Origin of the sequence: Vibrio marinisediminis (assembly GCF_014050145.1) — a bacterium.
Classification (GTDB): domain Bacteria; phylum Pseudomonadota; class Gammaproteobacteria; order Enterobacterales; family Vibrionaceae; genus Vibrio; species Vibrio marinisediminis.
Genome location: NZ_JACFYF010000003.1, coordinates 37087 through 55639 on the forward strand (window position 1 = coordinate 37087; position 18553 = coordinate 55639).

An 18553-nucleotide genomic window follows, 5' to 3' on the forward strand; every position below is an offset into this window, starting at 1 on the left:
ATGGCAATCGATGCATTTCTACAAGGGATGACGGAACAAAAAGCCTCAGATTTATATATTACTGTCGGTGCGCCAGTACTCTATCGTGTTGACGGTGAATTGCGCGCTCATGGAGATGTGCTGACCGAGCAAGGTGTCTTTGAGTTATTGAACTCAATTATGGATGACTCACGTCGAGCTGACTTTAATTCAACTCGTGAAGCCAATTTTGCTGTGGTGCGTGAGTATGGTCGTTTTCGTGTTTCTGCATTCTTTCAGCGAGAGCTGCCTGGTGCGGTGATTCGCCGTATCGAGACTCAAATACCGACTTTTGAATCACTTAATTTGCCGGATGTACTGCAAAACTTATCGATTGCCAAACGCGGTTTGGTGCTTGTGGTGGGCGCGACAGGGTCGGGAAAATCAACCACCATGGCGGCAATGACGGGTTTTCGTAATATGAACCGCACTGGGCATATTCTTACGGTAGAAGACCCGATTGAATTTGTGCACCCACATCAACGTTGTATCGTTACCCAACGAGAGGTTGGTCTTGATACTGAAAGCTATGAAGTGGCATTGAAAAACTCGCTTCGCCAAGCTCCTGATATGATTTTGATTGGTGAGATCCGTAGCCGAGAAACCATGGAATATGCGATGGCGTTTGCTGAAACGGGTCATTTGTGTATGGCTACCTTGCACGCCAATAATGCCAACCAAGCCTTAGAACGTATTCTTCACTTGGTACCTAAGGAGAAGAAAGAGCAGTTCTTATTTGATCTCTCAATGAACCTGAAAGGAGTGGTTGGGCAGCAGTTGTTGCGTGATAAAAATGGGCAAGGGCGCCATGGTGTGTTCGAAATTTTGCTTAATAGTTCACGGGTGGCTGACCTGATTCGCCGTGGTGATTTGCATGAGTTGAAGTCGACCATGGCGAAGTCTCAGCAAATTGGTATGCAGACTTTTGACCAAGCATTATACCAGCTTGTTGTGGATGACAAAATCAGTGAAGAGGATGCTCTGCATAGTGCCGATTCTGCCAATGATTTGCGTATTATGCTCAAGACTCAACGGGGCGATAGCATAACAAGTGGCACGCTAGCTAACGTGAAAATCGATATGGATTAATTACTTACTTGACCATAGAGTTGATTTGCAAAAAACCGAGCAGATGCTCGGTTTTTCTATTTATAGCTTTGAAGAGTTAGACTTCAAATAGCTCTTGGTGAAGCTTTTGAATCGCATGACGCGCGACAGACTCATGCACAAGGAAACACAAGTTGTGTGGGCTAGCGCCGAAGCAGAGCATACGTAAGTTGAGATCTTCCAGTGTGCCAAATACCTTTTTAGCATAACCACGGCTTTCACTCATGTTGTTACCGATAAGCGCAACTAGGCAGAGGTTTTGCTCGATCTCAACCGTACATAGCTCTTCGAGTTCTTGACGGGCAGCCGCAGGAAGCTCTGGTGCGCCACCGGCGGTATCGGTTTGATCGAGCGTTAAAGAGACACTGATCTCCGAGGTGGTGATCAGATCAACCGACACTTTATGCTTGGCTAAGATCTCAAATACTTTGGCTAAAAAACCATAAGCATGGAACATCTTCGCACTACGCAGGGTGACCATGGTTTGGTTGCAACGCAGCGCTAGAGCACGAAATAGTGGTGAGCTTTGTACTTGATGACGAATCCAAGTACCGCCTTTTTCTGGCTCTTTTGATGAGCCGACAAAGACGGGAATATCATGGCGCAGTGCTGGAACTAAAGTTGAAGGGTGAAGAATTTTAGCGCCAAAATTTGCCATTTCAGAGGCTTCACTAAAGCTGATCTCCGGTATTGGCGACGCCTTTTCCGCAATGCGAGGGTCTGTGGTATAGATCCCAGGAACATCAGTCCAAATCTCAAGACCTTCAGCTTTAACCGCTTCGGCAATTAAGGCTGCGCTGTAGTCACTACCGCCACGTCCGAGAGTTGTGGTGTTACCTTGTTCATCTGAGCCGATAAAGCCCTGTGTAACAACCACAAATTCTTGGCAAAGAGGGATCAGCTTTTCATGGGCGAGGAGTGCGGTTTGCTCAACATCAGGCTCTGCTTTACCAAAGCTGTTATCGGTACGTAGCACTTGGCGAATATCAAAACGCACGGTGTTAATGCCGCGTTCACGCATCACTTGTGCTAGTAGGTGGGTAGACATTAACTCACCACACGCGACGAGATGATCGGTCAGCTTGGTGCTTTCTTGAATTGATGCTGCTTCAGCAAGGCGAGTGACTGTATCGAGGATTTTTTGTACCTCAACTGCCGATTCAGTGGCGCTTTCCAGCTTGGCGAGGATCGCCTGATGTATGTCGGCAAGTTTTTCGATGATCTTAGTTCGTTCTTGCTCGCACACCACTCCATTAGCGAGTTCAACTAATAGATTGGTGACTCCAGAGCAAGCACTGCTTACCACCAGTTTAGTATTTGGGTTGTTTTCAATAATAGCCGCACAGCGGCTCATGGCTTCAAAATTTGCAACACTCGTACCGCCAAATTTGGCGACATTAAATAAGCTCACAGCGATTCTCCCACGACTTCCTGAATATTGTTGTTGGTTATCCAACGTCCTTTGTTTTTTGTTTGAATATGATCAAACGAGAAGAGAGTTTTGAGCGATATATAGAGGTAAGTTATTAGGCATTAATATTCACCTCAGAAGCGCTTCATCAGACAGTGCTGATGACAATTGATGAGAGTCAACTCAAGTCAACCGACGTCACCTAACCTGCAATTTGGTGGCGTCTCGGCACTGCTCTCCCTCAATGAATCGTTTCGGAGTTGCGGCTCCACGATGCATCTACCTAGGCAATGCTCCTCTTCTGTGTTTAATTATTGAACGGCTTTATGTGACCAATGTCAATCGAAAATTTTACTTAGAAACCGAGACTATTTAACAAATTAGAGTTAACTAGACTTATGACCAATTGTTCCAAGGTGGATATTGATCTAATGTGGCGTAGATACAGAGAAGACTAAAAGCATGCTGCAAGGAGCAATTATGACAATTCAAAGTTTTATTCCACCTCGCCGAATTCTGATGGGACCGGGACCGTCAGATATCTCTCCGCAAGTACTACAAGCGTTGAGTCGCCCTACGGTTGGGCACTTAGACCCACTTTTTGTTGGCATGATGGACGAGCTTAAGCAGCTACTCAAGTATGCTTTTCAAACCGAAAATGAGTTTACTATCGCGGTATCTGCACCGGGCAGTGCCGGGATGGAGGCATGTTTTGTCAATTTGATTGAAGCGGGCGATAAGGTGATAGTTTGCCGCAATGGTGTCTTTGGTGAGCGCATGCGTGAAAACGTAATACGCGCAGGGGGTGAAGCGATTGTCATTGATGATGAGTGGGGATGCCCTGTCTCAGTTGATAAAGTTGAACAAGCACTCATTGATAATCCTGAAACCAAAATTGTTGCCTTTGTCCACGCAGAGACATCAACAGGGGCAGTTTCGGATGCGAAAGCCATTGGTGCACTAGCAAAACAGCACAACGCGTTGACAATTGTGGACGCGGTGACCTCATTAGGTGGGGTGCCATTGAAAGTGGATGAATGGCAATTGGATGCGGTCTATTCAGGTAGCCAGAAGTGTCTCTCTTGTGTTCCAGGTTTAGCGCCATTAACTTTTTCTAAGCAAGCGATTGAGAAGATTCAGAGCCGCACGACTCCAGTACAAAGCTGGTTCTTAGATCAAAGCTTAGTATTAGGATATTGGAGCGGCGAGGGCAAACGTAGCTACCATCATACCGCTCCTGTCAACAGTTTGTATGCCCTGCATGAGTCGTTGTTGATACTGCAAAATGAAGGGTTAGAAAATGCTTGGCAGCGTCATCAAGCGATGCATGAAAAATTAAAGTTAGGGCTAGAAAAGTTGGGCTTTGAATTTGTCGTGGATGAGGCTTACCGTTTGCCGCAACTCAATGCTGTCTATGTACCGCAAGGGATTGACGAAGCGAAAGTGCGTAGCCACTTACTCGAAACGTACAATTTGGAAGTCGGTGCAGGTCTTGGCGCTTTGGCTGGTAAAGCCTGGCGGATAGGTTTAATGGGGTATGGTGCTAAAGAAGAAAATGTTGCGCTATGTCTTAGAGCGTTGGAAGAATCATTAACGCAATAAAATAAAAAGCGGCGTAAAGCCGCTTTTTATCTGCCTAAACAATGTCATTGAATTGAGCGAATACTACTGCCCTGCAGAGGGTTTGAGCGCATCAATATCCGGTGCAATGTATTGTACTTTGTCAAAGTCGCGATTCGGGAAAAGAAATTTCGCTTCACTACGAATTTGCTCGGCTTTGAGTGTATCACCTAGCCCTAGGTAAGCCATGATCAAGTTGTTATAAAACGCCGGACGTGGTTTATCTTTAATAATGGCTAATGACCATTCAATGTAAGGCTTTATGTAATCCGGGTTTTGGGTAATCAAACCAATATTTAAATAAGTGCTATAAACATCCCAGTCATAGCGATCTTTCCAAACAATAGGGTTCGTTACTTTTTCTAGTATCTCCGGTGCTTTAGGGCTTGAGCGTTCAAATTGAGTCAGTACGTAATTAGTATGCAAAGAGCTGAGCATATAAAGACTAATAATGATCGGTAATACTAGGCTCATTACCCTCACAGCAACTTGAGAAACGCGGCTAAATGAGGCGACTCGGCAAGCATTGGAGCGTTGATCAACCCAATAGAGTAGGATAATGAACGTTATCCAATGTACGAATGAGTGATAGAAGGGGTATTCCAGTTGGCTATGCAGCACAATAGGAACAAATAGCCCAAACATCGCCAGTCGAGTCCCTTTCTTTGCTTGGTACATCCGAAGCAGTACGAATAGCGCTGCAAGAATTATCCCCAATACGGGCAGTAATCCGCCTTCAATTCCCCAAAATAATAACTCGTTATGCGGGTGATCAAGTGCCGGTAGTCCGACATGATAACTTGGATTGAGCTGGTGCTGTCTAGCGGTATAAATAATATAGTCGGGCTCAAAGCTGCCATATCCATAGCCAGTGAAAGGCTTCTCAATAAACATATCCAGCGCTTGAGGGTAGAGGTAACTACGTGGGCTTTCGAGGTTAACTTTTTGCTCAATTAAGTCGACGTTTGAGCTATTTGATGAGGCTGATAATAAAGGCAATACTAAGCCGAGCATCACGCCCACTAACACCGATAGGCTCCAACCCGCAATACGCTTGTGGGTTGCAAATCGATAGAGGTACGGTAGTACCAAAGCGACGGCAATCGCTGCACCCAACCATCCCGTACGAGATGCCAAAACGATGATCAATGGAATGGTAAGCAAGGGCATGACATAAAGCAGACTGACATCGCTCAATTTTCGCTGATACTTAATAGGTTGACGCGAAAGTAAGTAGCCTGAAATCGCTAAACCAGTCGCAAGAAAACTCGCCATTACATTGGGCTGCTGGAAGATGCCATAGGGGCGATTGCTGTCGGTGTTGTAACCAAAAAAATTACCGGGCTCTAACAGTAAATACTGAAACCAGCCGAAGATAGCTTGTATCGCAACGGCGATAACTATAAACCACAACAAGCGCTGTTTTTGACGATTGCTAAAGCGAAATTGTTGCAGTACCACCAGCAACAAAAATCCCATCCATAGACCAGCGAGACGATTGAATGAAAGTAACAGTGATGAGTTTAGGTAAAGCACTGGTGCGGTCATCATCAAGCAAGAGATAAACAAGACGATGGTTAATTTGTTATAGCGAAGCTTACCCTCGGTACCGATTTGATACAGTCCAATGGCGATAGTAATACCGAACGCCAGCCAAGTAGTGGCATTGAAAGAGAGCGCTAAGCCAGAACCGCCAGGGTTAGCCATAAAAAAATGCATGGCCAATAGGTAGATGACCCCAAGGGACGCAAGAAAAGGGCGAATTAATGGCAGCCTTGGCGTTGGTGGCTCAAGTTGCGTACCGGTCACATGTATGGTTGCCATATAGGGGTCACTTCTACAAAAACAAAACCAGCGTATGATACGCTGGTTTGATTACTTTTGACTATTTTAACATAGGTTTAAGGAAGTGTGCGGTATGTGAACCTTCGACCTGTGACACATCTTCCGGTGTGCCTTGGGCAATAATTTCACCACCACCTTGTCCTCCCTCCGGTCCGAGGTCAATGACCCAGTCAGCAGTTTTGATTACATCGAGGTTGTGTTCAATCACCACCACGGTATTGCCGTGATCACGTAATCGATGCAGTACCGTTAGTAACAACTGGATATCATGGAAGTGTAACCCCGTCGTTGGCTCATCAAGAATGTATAAGGTTTTCCCTGTGTCGCGTTTAGACAGCTCGCGAGCCAATTTCACTCGCTGTGCTTCACCACCGGAGAGAGTGGTTGCTGCCTGACCAAGACGTATGTATGACAAGCCGACATCCATCAAGGTTTGTAGCTTTCTGGCGATCACAGGAACAGGGTCGAAAAACTGACGTGCATCTTCAACCGTCATTTCCAGTACTTCATCAATCGCTTTGCCTTTATAGTGAACCTCTAGTGTTTCGCGGTTATAGCGCTTGCCTTTACACACATCGCACGGCACATAAACATCAGGTAAAAAGTGCATTTCTACTTTGATGACCCCATCGCCTTGGCAAGCTTCGCAGCGCCCACCACGGACGTTAAAGCTAAAGCGTCCTGGTTTATAACCACGAGAGCGAGCCTCTTGAGTACCAGCAAATAGTTCTCGAATAGGTGTAAATATCCCAGTGTAGGTGGCAGGGTTGGAGCGCGGTGTCCGACCGATAGGGCTTTGGTCAATATCTATCACTTTATCAAAGTGCTCTAACCCTTTGATTTTTTTATATGGTGCCGGTGTTGCCGTGGTCGCTCCATTCAGTTGGGTATGAGCAATTTTAAAGAAAGTATCGTTGATTAGTGTTGATTTTCCTGAGCCTGAAACACCAGTAATACAGCTAAACAAACCAACTGGAATAGTTAAATCAACCGCTTTAAGATTGTTGCCCGTCGCGCCAAGGAGTTCGACTACTTTTTTATTGTTAAACGGTGTGCGCTTTTCTGGTATCGCAATCTTTTTAGCACCGGAGAGGTATTGCCCTGTTAAAGATTCTGGAGCTTTGAGAATATCTTCCATAGTGCCCTGAGCAACGACTTGACCGCCATGTACCCCAGCACCTGGACCGATATCGATAACATGGTCAGCGCAGCGAATGGCATCTTCATCATGTTCAACCACTAGCACTGTATTGCCCAAATCGCGCAAGTGAGTGAGGGTCTTAAGTAGACGTTCGTTATCACGCTGATGAAGCCCAATAGAAGGTTCATCCAACACATACATCACACCGACTAGACCTGCACCAATTTGGCTAGCTAAGCGAATACGCTGCGCTTCACCACCAGAGAGTGTTTCTGCGCTACGAGATAGATTGAGGTAGTTTAAGCCTACGTTAACCAAAAACTCGAGGCGATCATTGATCTCCTTCATCACCTTTTCAGCGATTTTGGCTCGCTGCCCTTCAAGGGAGAGAGCGGCAAAGAAGGATAATGCGTCAGCAATACTGAGCTCAACAATTTCAGGTAGCGTGGTATCGCCAATAAAGACATTACGAGCTTCGAGTCTCAAGCGGCTACCATCGCAGCTTGAACAGCATTTGGTTGAAATGTATTTGGCCAAATCTTCGCGTACAGAGTTTGATTCTGTATCACGGTAGCGGCGCTCTAAGGTATTGAGAATCCCTTCAAATGGATGGCGTTTAACTCGAATGTCACCACGATCATTGATGTAATTAAATTCAACCTCTGTTCGTCCTGAACCTTTTAAAATCACCTCTTGGATCTTTTTCGGCAATTGTTCGAAAGGTTGGTGGAGGTCGAAATCATAATGCTGAGCTAAAGAGGTCAACATTTGGAAATAGTAGTAATTTTTCTGATCCCAGCCGCGAATCGCACCTTGAGCAAGGCTTAATGATTCATCTTGAATCACTCGTGCAGGATCAAAATACTGCTGTACGCCTAAGCCATCACAAGTACCACAGGCACCTGCCGGATTATTGAATGAGAACAAACGCGGCTCTAATTCTTGCATACTGTAGCCACAGTGAGGGCAGGCAAAGTTAGCTGAAAAAACCACTTCTTCGCCGTTCCCTTCCATTGGTGCAACCACGGCGATACCGCCAGAGAGCTCTAAGGTTGTTTCGAACGATTCAGCTAAACGTTGCTGTAAGTCTGCACGGACTTTGAAGCGGTCAACAACCACTTCGATAGTGTGTTTTTTATGCAGTTCAAGTGGTGGTGGATCGGAGAGATCGCAGGTTTCTCCATCAATACGTGCGCGAATAAAACCCTGAGCGGCTAAGTTTTCTAGTGTCTTAACGTGTTCCCCTTTACGCTCTTTGACAATGGGGGCTAACAGCATCATTTTGGAGCCTTGTGGTAGCTCTAAAACTTTATCGACCATTTGAGAGACTGTCTGCGCAGATAGCGGAACCTTATGTTCCGGGCAACGAGGCTCACCAACACGAGCGTAGAGTAAGCGCAAATAATCATACACTTCAGTAATGGTACCCACAGTGGAGCGCGGGTTGTGCGATGTTGATTTTTGCTCGATAGAGATCGCCGGAGATAAACCTTCAATGTGGTCAACATCCGGTTTTTCCATTAATGAAAGAAATTGGCGAGCATAGGCAGAGAGTGATTCTACGTACCGACGTTGTCCTTCTGCATACAGAGTGTCAAAAGCTAAAGACGACTTCCCCGAGCCAGATAAACCGGTGATAACGGTAAGTTTATCGCGTGGGATAGTGAGATTAATGTTTTTAAGATTATGGGTGCGGGCGCCGCGTACTTCTATCTTGTCCATTGTTGTCGCTCTGTATGGGAAGAACTTCTAGTATTACACAGTGCGAGAAATGTTCAAAGAAAATACTGGATATAAACACAGCAAAGGCGGCCGTGAGTAGGCCGCCTTTGGTGGATGTTTGTTAGCTTTAAGCTTGTTTTGCCGTCGCGTGTTTACCCAGCTCAGTTTTCTTACTGTCTTTTAAGTAAAGGTTTTCAAAGCAGTAGTTAGTTGCCTCAATGTAACCTTCAACACTGCCGCAGTCGAAGCGTTGACCTTTAAATTTATACGCAAGGACACAACCCGCTTTCGCTTGTTTTAGTAGCGCATCCGTAATTTGAATTTCGCCACCTTTGCCAGGTTCAGTTTGCTCGATGATGTCAAAGATATCTGGCGTTAGAATATAGCGACCAATAATCGCTAGGTTACTTGGCGCCGTACCTGGTTCTGGTTTTTCAACCATATCATCGACGCGGAAGATATCGTCTTTGATCATCTCGCCAGAGATAACGCCGTATTTATGAGTTTCATCTTCAGGCACTTCTTGCACCGCGACGATTGAGCAGCGGAATTGCTTGAATAGAGTCACCATTTGCTCAAGCACACCAGCTTGTTCATTCACGCATAGGTCATCAGCTAGAACCACAGCAAAAGGTTCATCACCGATCAGTTCACGCCCAGTTAAAATCGCATGACCTAAGCCTTTCATTTCGCGTTGGCGAATATAAGTGAAGTTTGCTGATTCGATGATGTCGCGAATATCAACCAGCAGCTCTTCTTTGTTAGTGCCATTGATTTGATGTTCTAGTTCGTAGTTTTTGTCAAAGTGGTCCATGATTGAGTGCTTGCCACGACCTGTCACAATGCACATACCATTCATGCCTGCTTGAATCGCCTCTTCTACACCGTACTCAATCAAAGGCTTGTTAACTACAGGCATCATTTCCTTAGGCATAGATTTCGTTGCAGGAAGAAATCGTGTTCCGTAACCAGCCGCTGGGAATAGACATTTTTTAATCATGAGAAGACCCTTTATCTGTCTGACGTAATTGAAAATTGAAATTGTCGACAAGATAGCATGGTTTTTATGAATAGATAATTAACCAACTAGTGCAAAAGTTGATTTTTTACTTCGTGAATTAATTTTAAGACACCAGATGTTGTTTCGCCCATGAGATTGCCTGAACTCTATTTTTTACCGAGAGCTTTTTGAAGATCTGATATAGATGCGACTTAACCGTAAATTCACTGATGAACAGATCTTCGGCGATTTGGTTGTTCGAAGATCCCGTTTTTAAGCTGCGTAATATTTGAATCTCTCTTGTCGTTAGATCGACGGTTGCTGGTGACGTTTGGCTATCTATAACATGACGATAGTAATGCAGTAGCTGGGCAGTCACTTTGCGTGGTAACCAGTTTTGGCTATTTATGACTTCACCACAGCCAAAAGCGATATCGGCAATATCATCATTTTTATAGAACAGTGCTTTCAGATTGCCAAAGTTTAAAAGTTCATCGGTGGTTAAGCGTCGTTCGACGTTAAAGATGACGGTTTCGAATATTTTGTTGGATAGTGGTAAGTCGCGTATAGCGCTGCTGAGCTGTTGATAATTATTATGGTCAATAAGTAGAATTTTATGCTTATGTTGCTGCATGGCTAGCATCAAGTCTTGAGGCTCCATGCGTGGTATAGGTAAACAGAGGCTTTGTTCAATAAGGTCTACAATTGGATAGTGGGCTTCTTTATCTTCACAAAGAAAATAGAGAGTTCTCGCGTAGATGTTCTTCGCCATAAGTTATTCTCATTGTTGATGATATATACTTTATAAATTGTTATATGGCTATCCTGTCTTATTTAACTGCAAAGAGCGACTCATCGTCAGTATGAAATCGGTCTCTGTTTCATATTTGATAGTGAATTTTATTTATCTCATTGAAATTGTGGCTAGAGAAGGAGATGGAAGTATTGGAATCTGAGATCAGTAACAAGAAACTTATTGGTGAGATCGACAGGAACAGTTGTTTGATTTGCAAGTGGGGTGTTATCCTTATGCGCTATCAAAATTGAACATGAATCTAGACGGAGCGAAACATGGCTAGCCGTGGAGTAAACAAAGTTATTTTAGTCGGTAACTTAGGTCAAGACCCAGAAGTGCGTTACATGCCTAGCGGTGGTGCTGTTGCAAACATTACAGTTGCAACTTCAGAATCATGGCGTGATAAAGCGACTGGCGAACAGCGTGAGAAAACAGAATGGCACCGAGTGTCTCTGTTTGGCAAGCTAGCGGAAGTTGCAGGCGAGTATTTGCGTAAGGGCTCTCAAGTATATATTGAAGGTCAACTACAAACGCGCAAATGGCAGAACCAGCAAGGCCAAGATCAATACACAACTGAAATTGTGGTACAAGGTTTCAACGGTGTGATGCAAATGTTAGGTGGTCGCCAAGGCGGTGGTCAAGGGGCCCCTATGGGTGGTCAGCAGCAACAGCAGCAGCAAGGTTGGGGTCAGCCTCAACAGCCAGCGATGCAGCAGCAACACCAACAACAAGCGCCTCAGCAAGTACAACAAGCACCACAACAACAGCCTCAATATAATGAGCCACCAATGGATTTTGACGACGACATCCCGTTTTAATCGATTGAATGTTAAAAAAAGCCGCGATTGTCGCGGCTTTTTTATATAGTGGCTGAGATAAGCTCCTCTATGGAAAGTGGGCTTTCGTGCTAGAAAAATAGTTCTAGCGTATCATTTCTTTGTTCATACTTTGTTGCCATTTTCAGAGAGAGGGAGCTCCAATTTTATGAGGTATACACCTACCTTAAAATTGAGCACGCGCTTAGTCGGTTTTGTTACGATGATCGTTATTAGTGCGATGTTTATCCTGTTTTTAGGCGGCACATTGTCGTTTCGAAGCTTAGGACAGGAGTACCTTGATCAATCGTTGAAAGGCATTGTTGAAGTTGTCGACAAGGAGATGGAGGACCCTGATGCGGCGTACTCCATGCAACGTTGGATGCCTAAAATGCTGCAGGCATCTCGAATTATTGAAATGGAGTTATCTTCACAAGTTGGTGTGATATACCGCTATCGCGATACTTCGTCAAAAATAGAACCCTCTTTGTTGCACAAAGCTGAGTATTCTCTCGAGCGTAATAACGGCTTTAAAATTCGCTTTACGGCAATCCCGCCTTACGTTGGCTATGGCTATTCATTGCAAGCCTTGTGGTCGATAACATTAGCGGTTGCTCTGATCGTGTTTTGTCTTATTCAGGGACTTAAATGGCTCAAAATACAATTGAGTGGCTCTGAATTGTTGGAAGAGCGCGGACGAATGATTTTAGCGGGACGCGTAGAAGAGTACGCGAAAGGGGATCACAACGAGTGGCCTTATACTGCGAGTGAAGCGTTAGATCGTTTAATTGAAGAGCTGAATGATGCGCGCCAAGAACGCAGTCGATTTGATACTTTTATTCGTACCCAAACTTTTCTTGACCAACTGACCGGGACGGCAAATCGAATCTTGTTTGATAGCAAACTGGAATCGGCACTATCTGAAAGTGGCTCTCATGGCGGTGTGCTTTTGATTCGAATCGATGATTGGGAGCAAGTACTTGAAGAAGTTGATAAGCAGGCTGCTAATCAGTTCATCATTGCGATGGGTGAAGCGATCAACAAAGTGATACTACGCTACCCAGATGTGTTGTTATCTCGTTATTACGAATCTGACTTTGCTGTTTTTGCTCCGCACTTGAGTAGCAAGGAAGTGTCTGGTATTGCGATTAATTGTTTAAAACAGTTCGATAAATTGTCGCTTTTGCAGCCCTTAGACAAAGACAACTGGTGCCATATCGGTGTCTGTATGTTCCAAGAGGGAGAGCGGCAAGGTAAAATTTTGGATGAGACAGAAACTGCATTGAAAAGTGCGCGTTTACAGCAAATGAATACGTGGAGCCGCTTTAATAAACTCTCGATTCAAGAGCAGGAGCGTGGAAGTGTTCGTTGGCGAACGTTATTTGACCAAGTGCTAACGCCAGATAGCGTCTATATATTCTCTCAGCCGTGTTATTTGCTAGAAGATTCGCAACCTAACTTAGCGCACTACGAATTATTTGTTCGAATTAACGATCCAGAGAAAGGGTTGATTAAAGCATCACGTTTTAATACTGCAATTGAGTCGATCGGTTATGAAAGTCTTTTAGATCGTTCGGTTTTTTTATCAGTCGTCAGGTTTTTGAAAGCGTCAAAAAATAGTTTATGTTACTCTATTAACCTTTATGTTACGCCGTTTTCCAGTAGAAAGTACTTTCGATGGTTTAGGGATGAGCTACTTCAACTTCCGAGTGAATCACGACAGCGATTATTGTTTGAATTTTCTGAGGCACGGTTAGTGAAGCATCTTGATTATATGCGGCCAGTGATCAAGATGTTAAATGGTTTGGGCTGTAAAGTGGTAGTAGGTCAAGCAGGGCGCTCAATTGTCAGTACTTACTATCTAAAAGAATTGTCTATTGATTATCTCAAACTCCACCGAAGCTTGATAAAGCAAATAGATCACAGACATGAGAACCAACTGTTTGTCCGTAGTTTGCTCGGTGCGTGCGAAGGACTCGAAACTCAAGTTATTGCGGTCGGAGTCGATCAAGAGCAAGAGTACAAAACGTTATTGAACCTTGGTGTTCAAGGTGTGCAAGGTCGTTATTTCGAACCTGAGCAACAATTGATACCTGAACAGCAATCTGAACAACTAAGTAAGTCCAAGTCAAATATCCATATTGGACGACGTAACCGTTGGCGAAGAAGTTAGTAGTAAATGAACATTCAATCTTTATTAGGAAAGTTTGGCTCTGTTAAACGTTCAGCAAACTGTTTGCGTGTTGTTGTACAGCCAAGCACACTCCATTTCTCTGAATGGAATGGAGCGAACTTACCAAAGCAAGTCTTTATTGAGTCTGGAGACTGGCAAAAAACGTTGGTAACCACACTGCAGCAAGCTCATTTGACGGATATTACTGTCGATGTTGTGCTCAACTCCAACCTTTATCAAAATTATCAAATCGAAAAGCCGAATGTTCCTCAAGAGGAGCTAAGCCTTACTCTGCCATTTTTGCTCAAAGACCTGATCAGTGAAAAGGTCGCCGATATTGTTGCTGATGCAACGACATTACCGACAAGCAGTAAGCTGCAAGTATATGTCGTACCTAAAACCTTGGTACTTGGGCTTGCGAATAAACTGAATGCGATAAAGATTTGCTTAGGACGAGTTCTCGTCGAGGAAGATATTTGGGCGCGAGTTTCACCAGATAGCGAACGATTTATCTTGCTGCAACGAAGCCAAGGTAGTGGTTATAAAGTGAGTGCTTTTGTTGATAACCGTTGTGTTTTTCAACGTAGTATTCGTGGTGTCACTCCACCATTGACGGGTGTCGCGACCAGTGGCTTACAACTTGATGGCATCGCATTAGAGCTGCAACGTTCGATAGATTATTTGTCTTCGCAATTGCGTGGCGCGACTTTGCACCACATGAAAGTTTGTTGCGATGAAGAAAATGACAGTGAACTGGCAAAAGAGTTGGATGAACGCTTAAGCGTAAAGGTTTCCCCACTATCTAGTTCAATCGTTGAGTGTGGCGCGTTGCTGGTTCAGTTTGATGTTGAGGATGGTCTATCCGCAATCAACCTATATCCACAGCATCTTCAACCTAAAGTTGAGCGCTTTACGCTTAATAACGTGGCGATTTTTAGTGCCATCTTATTGGGTGCTTTTGGCGCTGTTTATGGTTATTCAGCTTGGCAGAATAACCAGTTAGAACAACAACTCAACGTGTTGCAATCCCAAGAAAAAGAATTTAACCAACAGTTGACGAGTCTCAATCAACGATTGGCAAAGCATCGTCCATCGCCTGAGAAAGTTCATGCAGTTGAGCGACTAAAAGAAGAAATAAAATCCAAGCAAGATTCGTTAGCGGCTGTGTCGAAATATGATGGACAGCAACAAGCGGGTTATTCTGGTGTGATGCAATCTCTCGCCCAGCTTGGACGCAATGATATTTCGCTAAGTTCCATTCAAATGGATGCGGACAATTTAGATATTAAAGGTATGGCTCGAGACCCTCAGGCGATACCTAATTGGGTCAATCAATTTAAGAGTGAGATTAACCTTGTTGGTCGCTCGTTTGAAAAGTTAAAAATTGCTCGTAATGAACAAAATGTCCTTACTTTTGAGCTGCGTACTAAGGAAGAGGAAACTGAGTGATGAAAGCACAGTGGCAAAAAATGGGAGAGAAGTTCTCCAATTTAAGTTCGCGTGAAAAGTGGTTAATCACTCTATGTACTTTTGTGGTTGTTACTCTGTGTATGTTTACGTTGCTACTTGAGCCCGCTATTAAAGCTAACCAGTTATTAACTCAGCAAGTTGCGACTACTAAGCAAAATAACCTTCGCTTAGAAGGGGAAATTTTAGCGATTACCGCAAAACTCAAAAAAGATCCGGATCAATCAATCAATATCGAGTACAAAAGGTTGTTGAAGGAGAGTCAGGTACTGTCTGAAAAACTCGCGAAGGTAATTGAAAACCTAATTTCACCAAGTCAAATGGCGAAATTGCTGGAGGACGTATTAGCGGGAAGCAAAGGGTTACATCTGGTCTCTTTGGAGTCGTTAAAAGCAGAACCGATCATCAATGATCATGCCTCTGAAAATTACGCGGGTTATTACTTGCACCCTGTTCGTTTAGAGCTAACGGGTAATTACTTCGCCATTCTCACTTACCTGGAAACATTAGAGTCTCTGCCTGTGAATTACTATTGGCGAAGTTTTCAATACCAAGTGGACGCATATCCTAAAGCAAGGCTGATATTGGAAGTTTATACACTCGGTACAAGACAGGAGTTTATTGGTGGTTAAAAAGAAAATCCTATTTTTGTTCGCAGTGTCTTCATTTGCATTTGCTTCTCAAGACCCAACAGCCCCACTGAATTGGCAGCAGGCTCCGAAAGCAGACCAAGTGAAGAAAGTAGTAAAATACCGTGTGCCTAATTTACAAAGCATTGTGTGTGGTGACAGTAAAGAGTGTTATGCGATCTTGGATGGTCAGGCGCTGGCCAACGGTGAAAAAATTGATGGGTTTAAAGTTAAGCAAATTAAGGCTGACTACGTAACAGTAACCCGTGGCAGTAAACAGTGGAAACTGGAACTGTTCCCTCTAGAAGTAAAACAATAAGGTTGTTGGAATTGTATGCGTAAACTTGTTTTAGCCATTTCCCTTGTTTCGTTGGCAGGCTGCGCGATGGGGCACCGAGACCCTGTAGAAGCGAAAAACGCCCTAAATGAAGCGATTAATGAATCAAATAGCCGTGCACTTCAAGAGCTGCCGCCATCGGTAGAAGCTGATCTGATGCCTGATTTAGATGGTATAGCCGTTGAGCAAAGCGAAACGGTAAAACGTTTTCGAATCAAAGCCAGTGGTGTGGATGCCAGAGCGTTTTTCACCAGTTTGGTTAAAGGCACAGAGTTTAGCGCGGCGATTCACCCTGATGTCAGTGGGAAAATTACCGTAAACCTTTCGGATGTCACTTTAGATGAAGTGCTATCTGTTGTCAGTGATATGTATGGCTATGACGTGCAGGTGGTTGGTAAAGTTATTCAGGTTTACCCTGCGGGTTTACGCACGGTGACAATTCCGGTTGATTACCTTCAATTTAAACGTACGGGCCGTTCATTGACTTCAATTACCACCGGTACCATTACCAGTACTGACAGTGGTTCATCAAGTGATTCTGATTCATCGTCGAGTTCATCAAGCTCTTCTTCTGCCAGCGGTGGTACAGAGATTGAAACAACCAGTGAAAGTGATTTTTGGCCTCAATTACAGTCTGCTGTGACTCAATTGATTGGTAGTGGTAAGGGGCAGTCCGTAGTGGTGACCCCACAAGCGAGTGTCATTACTGTGCGTGCTTATCCTGATGAAATTCGTCAAGTACGTGAATTCTTAGGTGTCTCACAGAAACGCATGCATCGCCAAGTTATTTTGGAAGCAAAGATATTAGAAGTAACCTTAAGTGACGGATATCAGCAAGGGATCAATTGGAGCAAAGCCTTTAGCTCTAATGGTACCGACTATACGATTGGTCAAGGTTCAACAGAGTTAACCAACGGTAATGCTCCAACACTACCAGGTTTGGATACGATAGGCACCTTACTCGGTGGTCAAACAAATTTGGTGATCTCGAGTGGTAGTTTCGATGCGGTCATCAGTTTTATGGCCACACAAGGTGACTTAAATGTGCTGTCTAGTCCACGCGTAACTGCTTCAAATAACCAAAAAGCAGTGATTAAGGTTGGTACTGATGAGTACTACGTGACAGATCTGTCGAGTGTTGTTGGCTCTGGTGACAATTCAGAACCTTCACCAGAAGTTGAGTTAACGCCATTTTTCTCAGGCATTTCATTAGATGTCACCCCACAGATTGATGACCAAGGTAATGTTCTGCTTCACGTGCACCCTGCGGTAACTGAAGTGAAAGAGCAAGTGAAAGAGATTGGCTTTGGTGGCAATGCCATCACGCTACCGCTAGCTCGTAGTTCAATTCGTGAGTCTGACTCAGTAATTCGAGCTCAAGATGGTGATGTGGTGGTGATAGGTGGTTTGATGAAATCTAACACTATCGATCAAGTATCAAAAGTTCCATTCTTAGGTGATGTTCCAGGGGTTGGGCATCTCTTTAGAAACAGCACAAAACTGAACCAAAAAACAGAATTGGTAATTTTACTTAAGCCAACAGTGGTTGGTGTGAATACATGGCAAAAGGAGCTGGAACGCTCACGTGATTTACTTCAAGAATGGTTCCCGGAACAGCAGCAGTAAATCGGCATGTATTTAGAGCAATTTGGTTTTTCCCAACTGCCATTTCATCTAACGCCCAATACTGAGTTGTTCTTGGGCTTAGAGCCACATTATGAAGCCATTCAAATGGTCAATTCGGCGCTCTCTATGGGGGAGGGTGTGATTAAAGTAACGGGTGAGGTTGGAACGGGTAAAACCATGGTTTGTCGTATGCTAGTCAACCATTTCGAGCCTCATATTCAGTTAGTCTATTTGCCTAACCCTGCATTGAGTGGTGATGAATTAAGGCAAGCGGTGGCAACTGAGTTGTCAGTTGAAAGTGTTAGCCCAACCAAAATTGTTGACGATATACAGTGTCGTCTCATCGAGCTTACGAAAATAGGCAAACAGGTTGTGGTGCTGGTTGATGAAGCACAAGCGCTCAGCGATGAAGCGCTTGAGGTACTGCGTTTATTTGGAAACTTGGAAACGGAACAACAAAAGTTGATGCAGATTGTACTGTTTGGTCAGCCTGAGTTAGATGTGCGGTTAGAGCAATACCACCTGCGTCAGTTTCGCCAACGAATTACCTTTAACGCAAAGTTGAGAGCGCTCTCACTCGATGAAACCGTTGCGTATATTGATAGTCGAATCGCCAAAGCGGGTTCAAACCAAGACGTGTTCACCTTAGCGCAGAAGAAATCGGTGTGGAAAGCGAGCCATGGCATCCCAAGGCTAGTTAACCAAATTTGTCACAAGAGTTTAGTATTTGCGAGCAGTCAAAACTTATCAAAAGTTGGAAACACCCACTTGCATGCCGCTATGCACGATACCTTTGATGCTTGTAAACCAAAATATAAAAGCCCGATATTATGGGGTTGGAGTTAG

At 44.3% G+C, this 18553-nt stretch carries 14 protein-coding genes and 1 riboswitch; of the genes, 9 read left to right on the plus strand and 5 right to left on the minus strand.

Features of this window, described 5'->3' with window-relative positions:
• On the plus strand, window positions 1–1107 hold the full coding sequence (locus H2O73_RS07030) for a PilT/PilU family type 4a pilus ATPase (RefSeq protein ID WP_182107975.1): 1107 nt from the start codon (window positions 1–3) through the stop codon (window positions 1105–1107).
• Window positions 1108–1183: 76 nt separating this feature from the next.
• On the opposite strand, the gene lysC is transcribed toward H2O73_RS07030, so the two are convergent.
• Complete coding sequence (gene lysC / locus H2O73_RS07035; protein ID WP_182107977.1) at window positions 1184–2536, minus strand: lysine-sensitive aspartokinase 3; 1353 nt, start codon at window positions 2534–2536, stop codon at window positions 1184–1186.
• Between the two features lie 130 nt (window positions 2537–2666).
• Window positions 2667–2845, minus strand: a riboswitch (Lysine riboswitch).
• Between the two features lie 171 nt (window positions 2846–3016).
• Here lysC and H2O73_RS07040 point away from each other — a divergent pair.
• Window positions 3017–4138: a pyridoxal-phosphate-dependent aminotransferase family protein gene (locus H2O73_RS07040; RefSeq protein ID WP_182107979.1), complete on the plus strand. Its 1122-nt coding sequence runs from the start codon at window positions 3017–3019 to the stop codon at window positions 4136–4138.
• Window positions 4139–4201: 63 nt separating this feature from the next.
• Here the strand turns inward: H2O73_RS07040 and H2O73_RS07045 are convergent, their stop codons facing one another.
• The 4 genes from H2O73_RS07045 to H2O73_RS07060 form a co-directional block, all read right to left on the minus strand.
• Entirely contained in the window at window positions 4202–5980 is a 1779-nt protein-coding gene (locus tag H2O73_RS07045; RefSeq protein ID WP_182107981.1) for a PglL family O-oligosaccharyltransferase, read from the minus strand.
• 61 nt (window positions 5981–6041) lie between these two features.
• Window positions 6042–8864 carry an excinuclease ABC subunit UvrA gene (gene uvrA / locus H2O73_RS07050; protein ID WP_182107983.1) on the minus strand — a complete coding sequence of 941 codons (2823 nt, stop codon included), beginning with the start codon at window positions 8862–8864 and terminating at the stop codon, window positions 6042–6044.
• A gap of 127 nt (window positions 8865–8991) precedes the next feature.
• The gene (gene galU / locus H2O73_RS07055) at window positions 8992–9864 is read right to left on the minus strand and encodes a UTP--glucose-1-phosphate uridylyltransferase GalU (protein WP_182107985.1); all 873 of its coding nucleotides are present in this window, start codon (window positions 9862–9864) and stop codon (window positions 8992–8994) included.
• A 124-nt stretch (window positions 9865–9988) separates the two neighbouring features.
• The gene (locus tag H2O73_RS07060) at window positions 9989–10636 is read right to left on the minus strand and encodes a LuxR C-terminal-related transcriptional regulator (protein ID WP_182107987.1); all 648 of its coding nucleotides are present in this window, start codon (window positions 10634–10636) and stop codon (window positions 9989–9991) included.
• 299 nt (window positions 10637–10935) lie between these two features.
• On the opposite strand from H2O73_RS07060, the gene H2O73_RS07065 reads away from it, so the two are divergent.
• From H2O73_RS07065 to H2O73_RS07095, 7 genes are all read left to right on the plus strand, one after another.
• Complete coding sequence (locus H2O73_RS07065) at window positions 10936–11478, plus strand: single-stranded DNA-binding protein (protein ID WP_182107989.1); 543 nt, start codon at window positions 10936–10938, stop codon at window positions 11476–11478.
• Between the two features lie 166 nt (window positions 11479–11644).
• A complete protein-coding gene (gene csrD, locus H2O73_RS07070; protein WP_182107991.1) occupies window positions 11645–13648 on the plus strand; it encodes an RNase E specificity factor CsrD in 2004 nt (667 codons plus the stop codon).
• A 6-nt stretch (window positions 13649–13654) separates the two neighbouring features.
• Window positions 13655–15097: an MSHA biogenesis protein MshI gene (locus H2O73_RS07075; protein ID WP_182107993.1), complete on the plus strand. Its 1443-nt coding sequence runs from the start codon at window positions 13655–13657 to the stop codon at window positions 15095–15097.
• Entirely contained in the window at window positions 15097–15747 is a 651-nt protein-coding gene (locus H2O73_RS07080; RefSeq protein ID WP_182108389.1) for an MSHA biogenesis protein MshJ, read from the plus strand. The genes H2O73_RS07075 and H2O73_RS07080 overlap by 1 nt, the downstream gene beginning before the upstream one ends.
• Window positions 15740–16063 carry an MSHA biogenesis protein MshK gene (locus H2O73_RS07085; protein ID WP_182107995.1) on the plus strand — a complete coding sequence of 108 codons (324 nt, stop codon included), beginning with the start codon at window positions 15740–15742 and terminating at the stop codon, window positions 16061–16063. Before H2O73_RS07080 ends, H2O73_RS07085 begins: the two co-directional genes overlap by 8 nt.
• 15 nt (window positions 16064–16078) lie before the next feature.
• Window positions 16079–17707, plus strand: a complete 1629-nt coding sequence (mshL, locus tag H2O73_RS07090) for a pilus (MSHA type) biogenesis protein MshL (RefSeq protein WP_182107997.1) — start codon at window positions 16079–16081, stop codon at window positions 17705–17707.
• A 6-nt stretch (window positions 17708–17713) separates the two neighbouring features.
• On the plus strand, window positions 17714–18553 hold the full coding sequence (locus H2O73_RS07095) for an ExeA family protein (protein ID WP_182107999.1): 840 nt from the start codon (window positions 17714–17716) through the stop codon (window positions 18551–18553).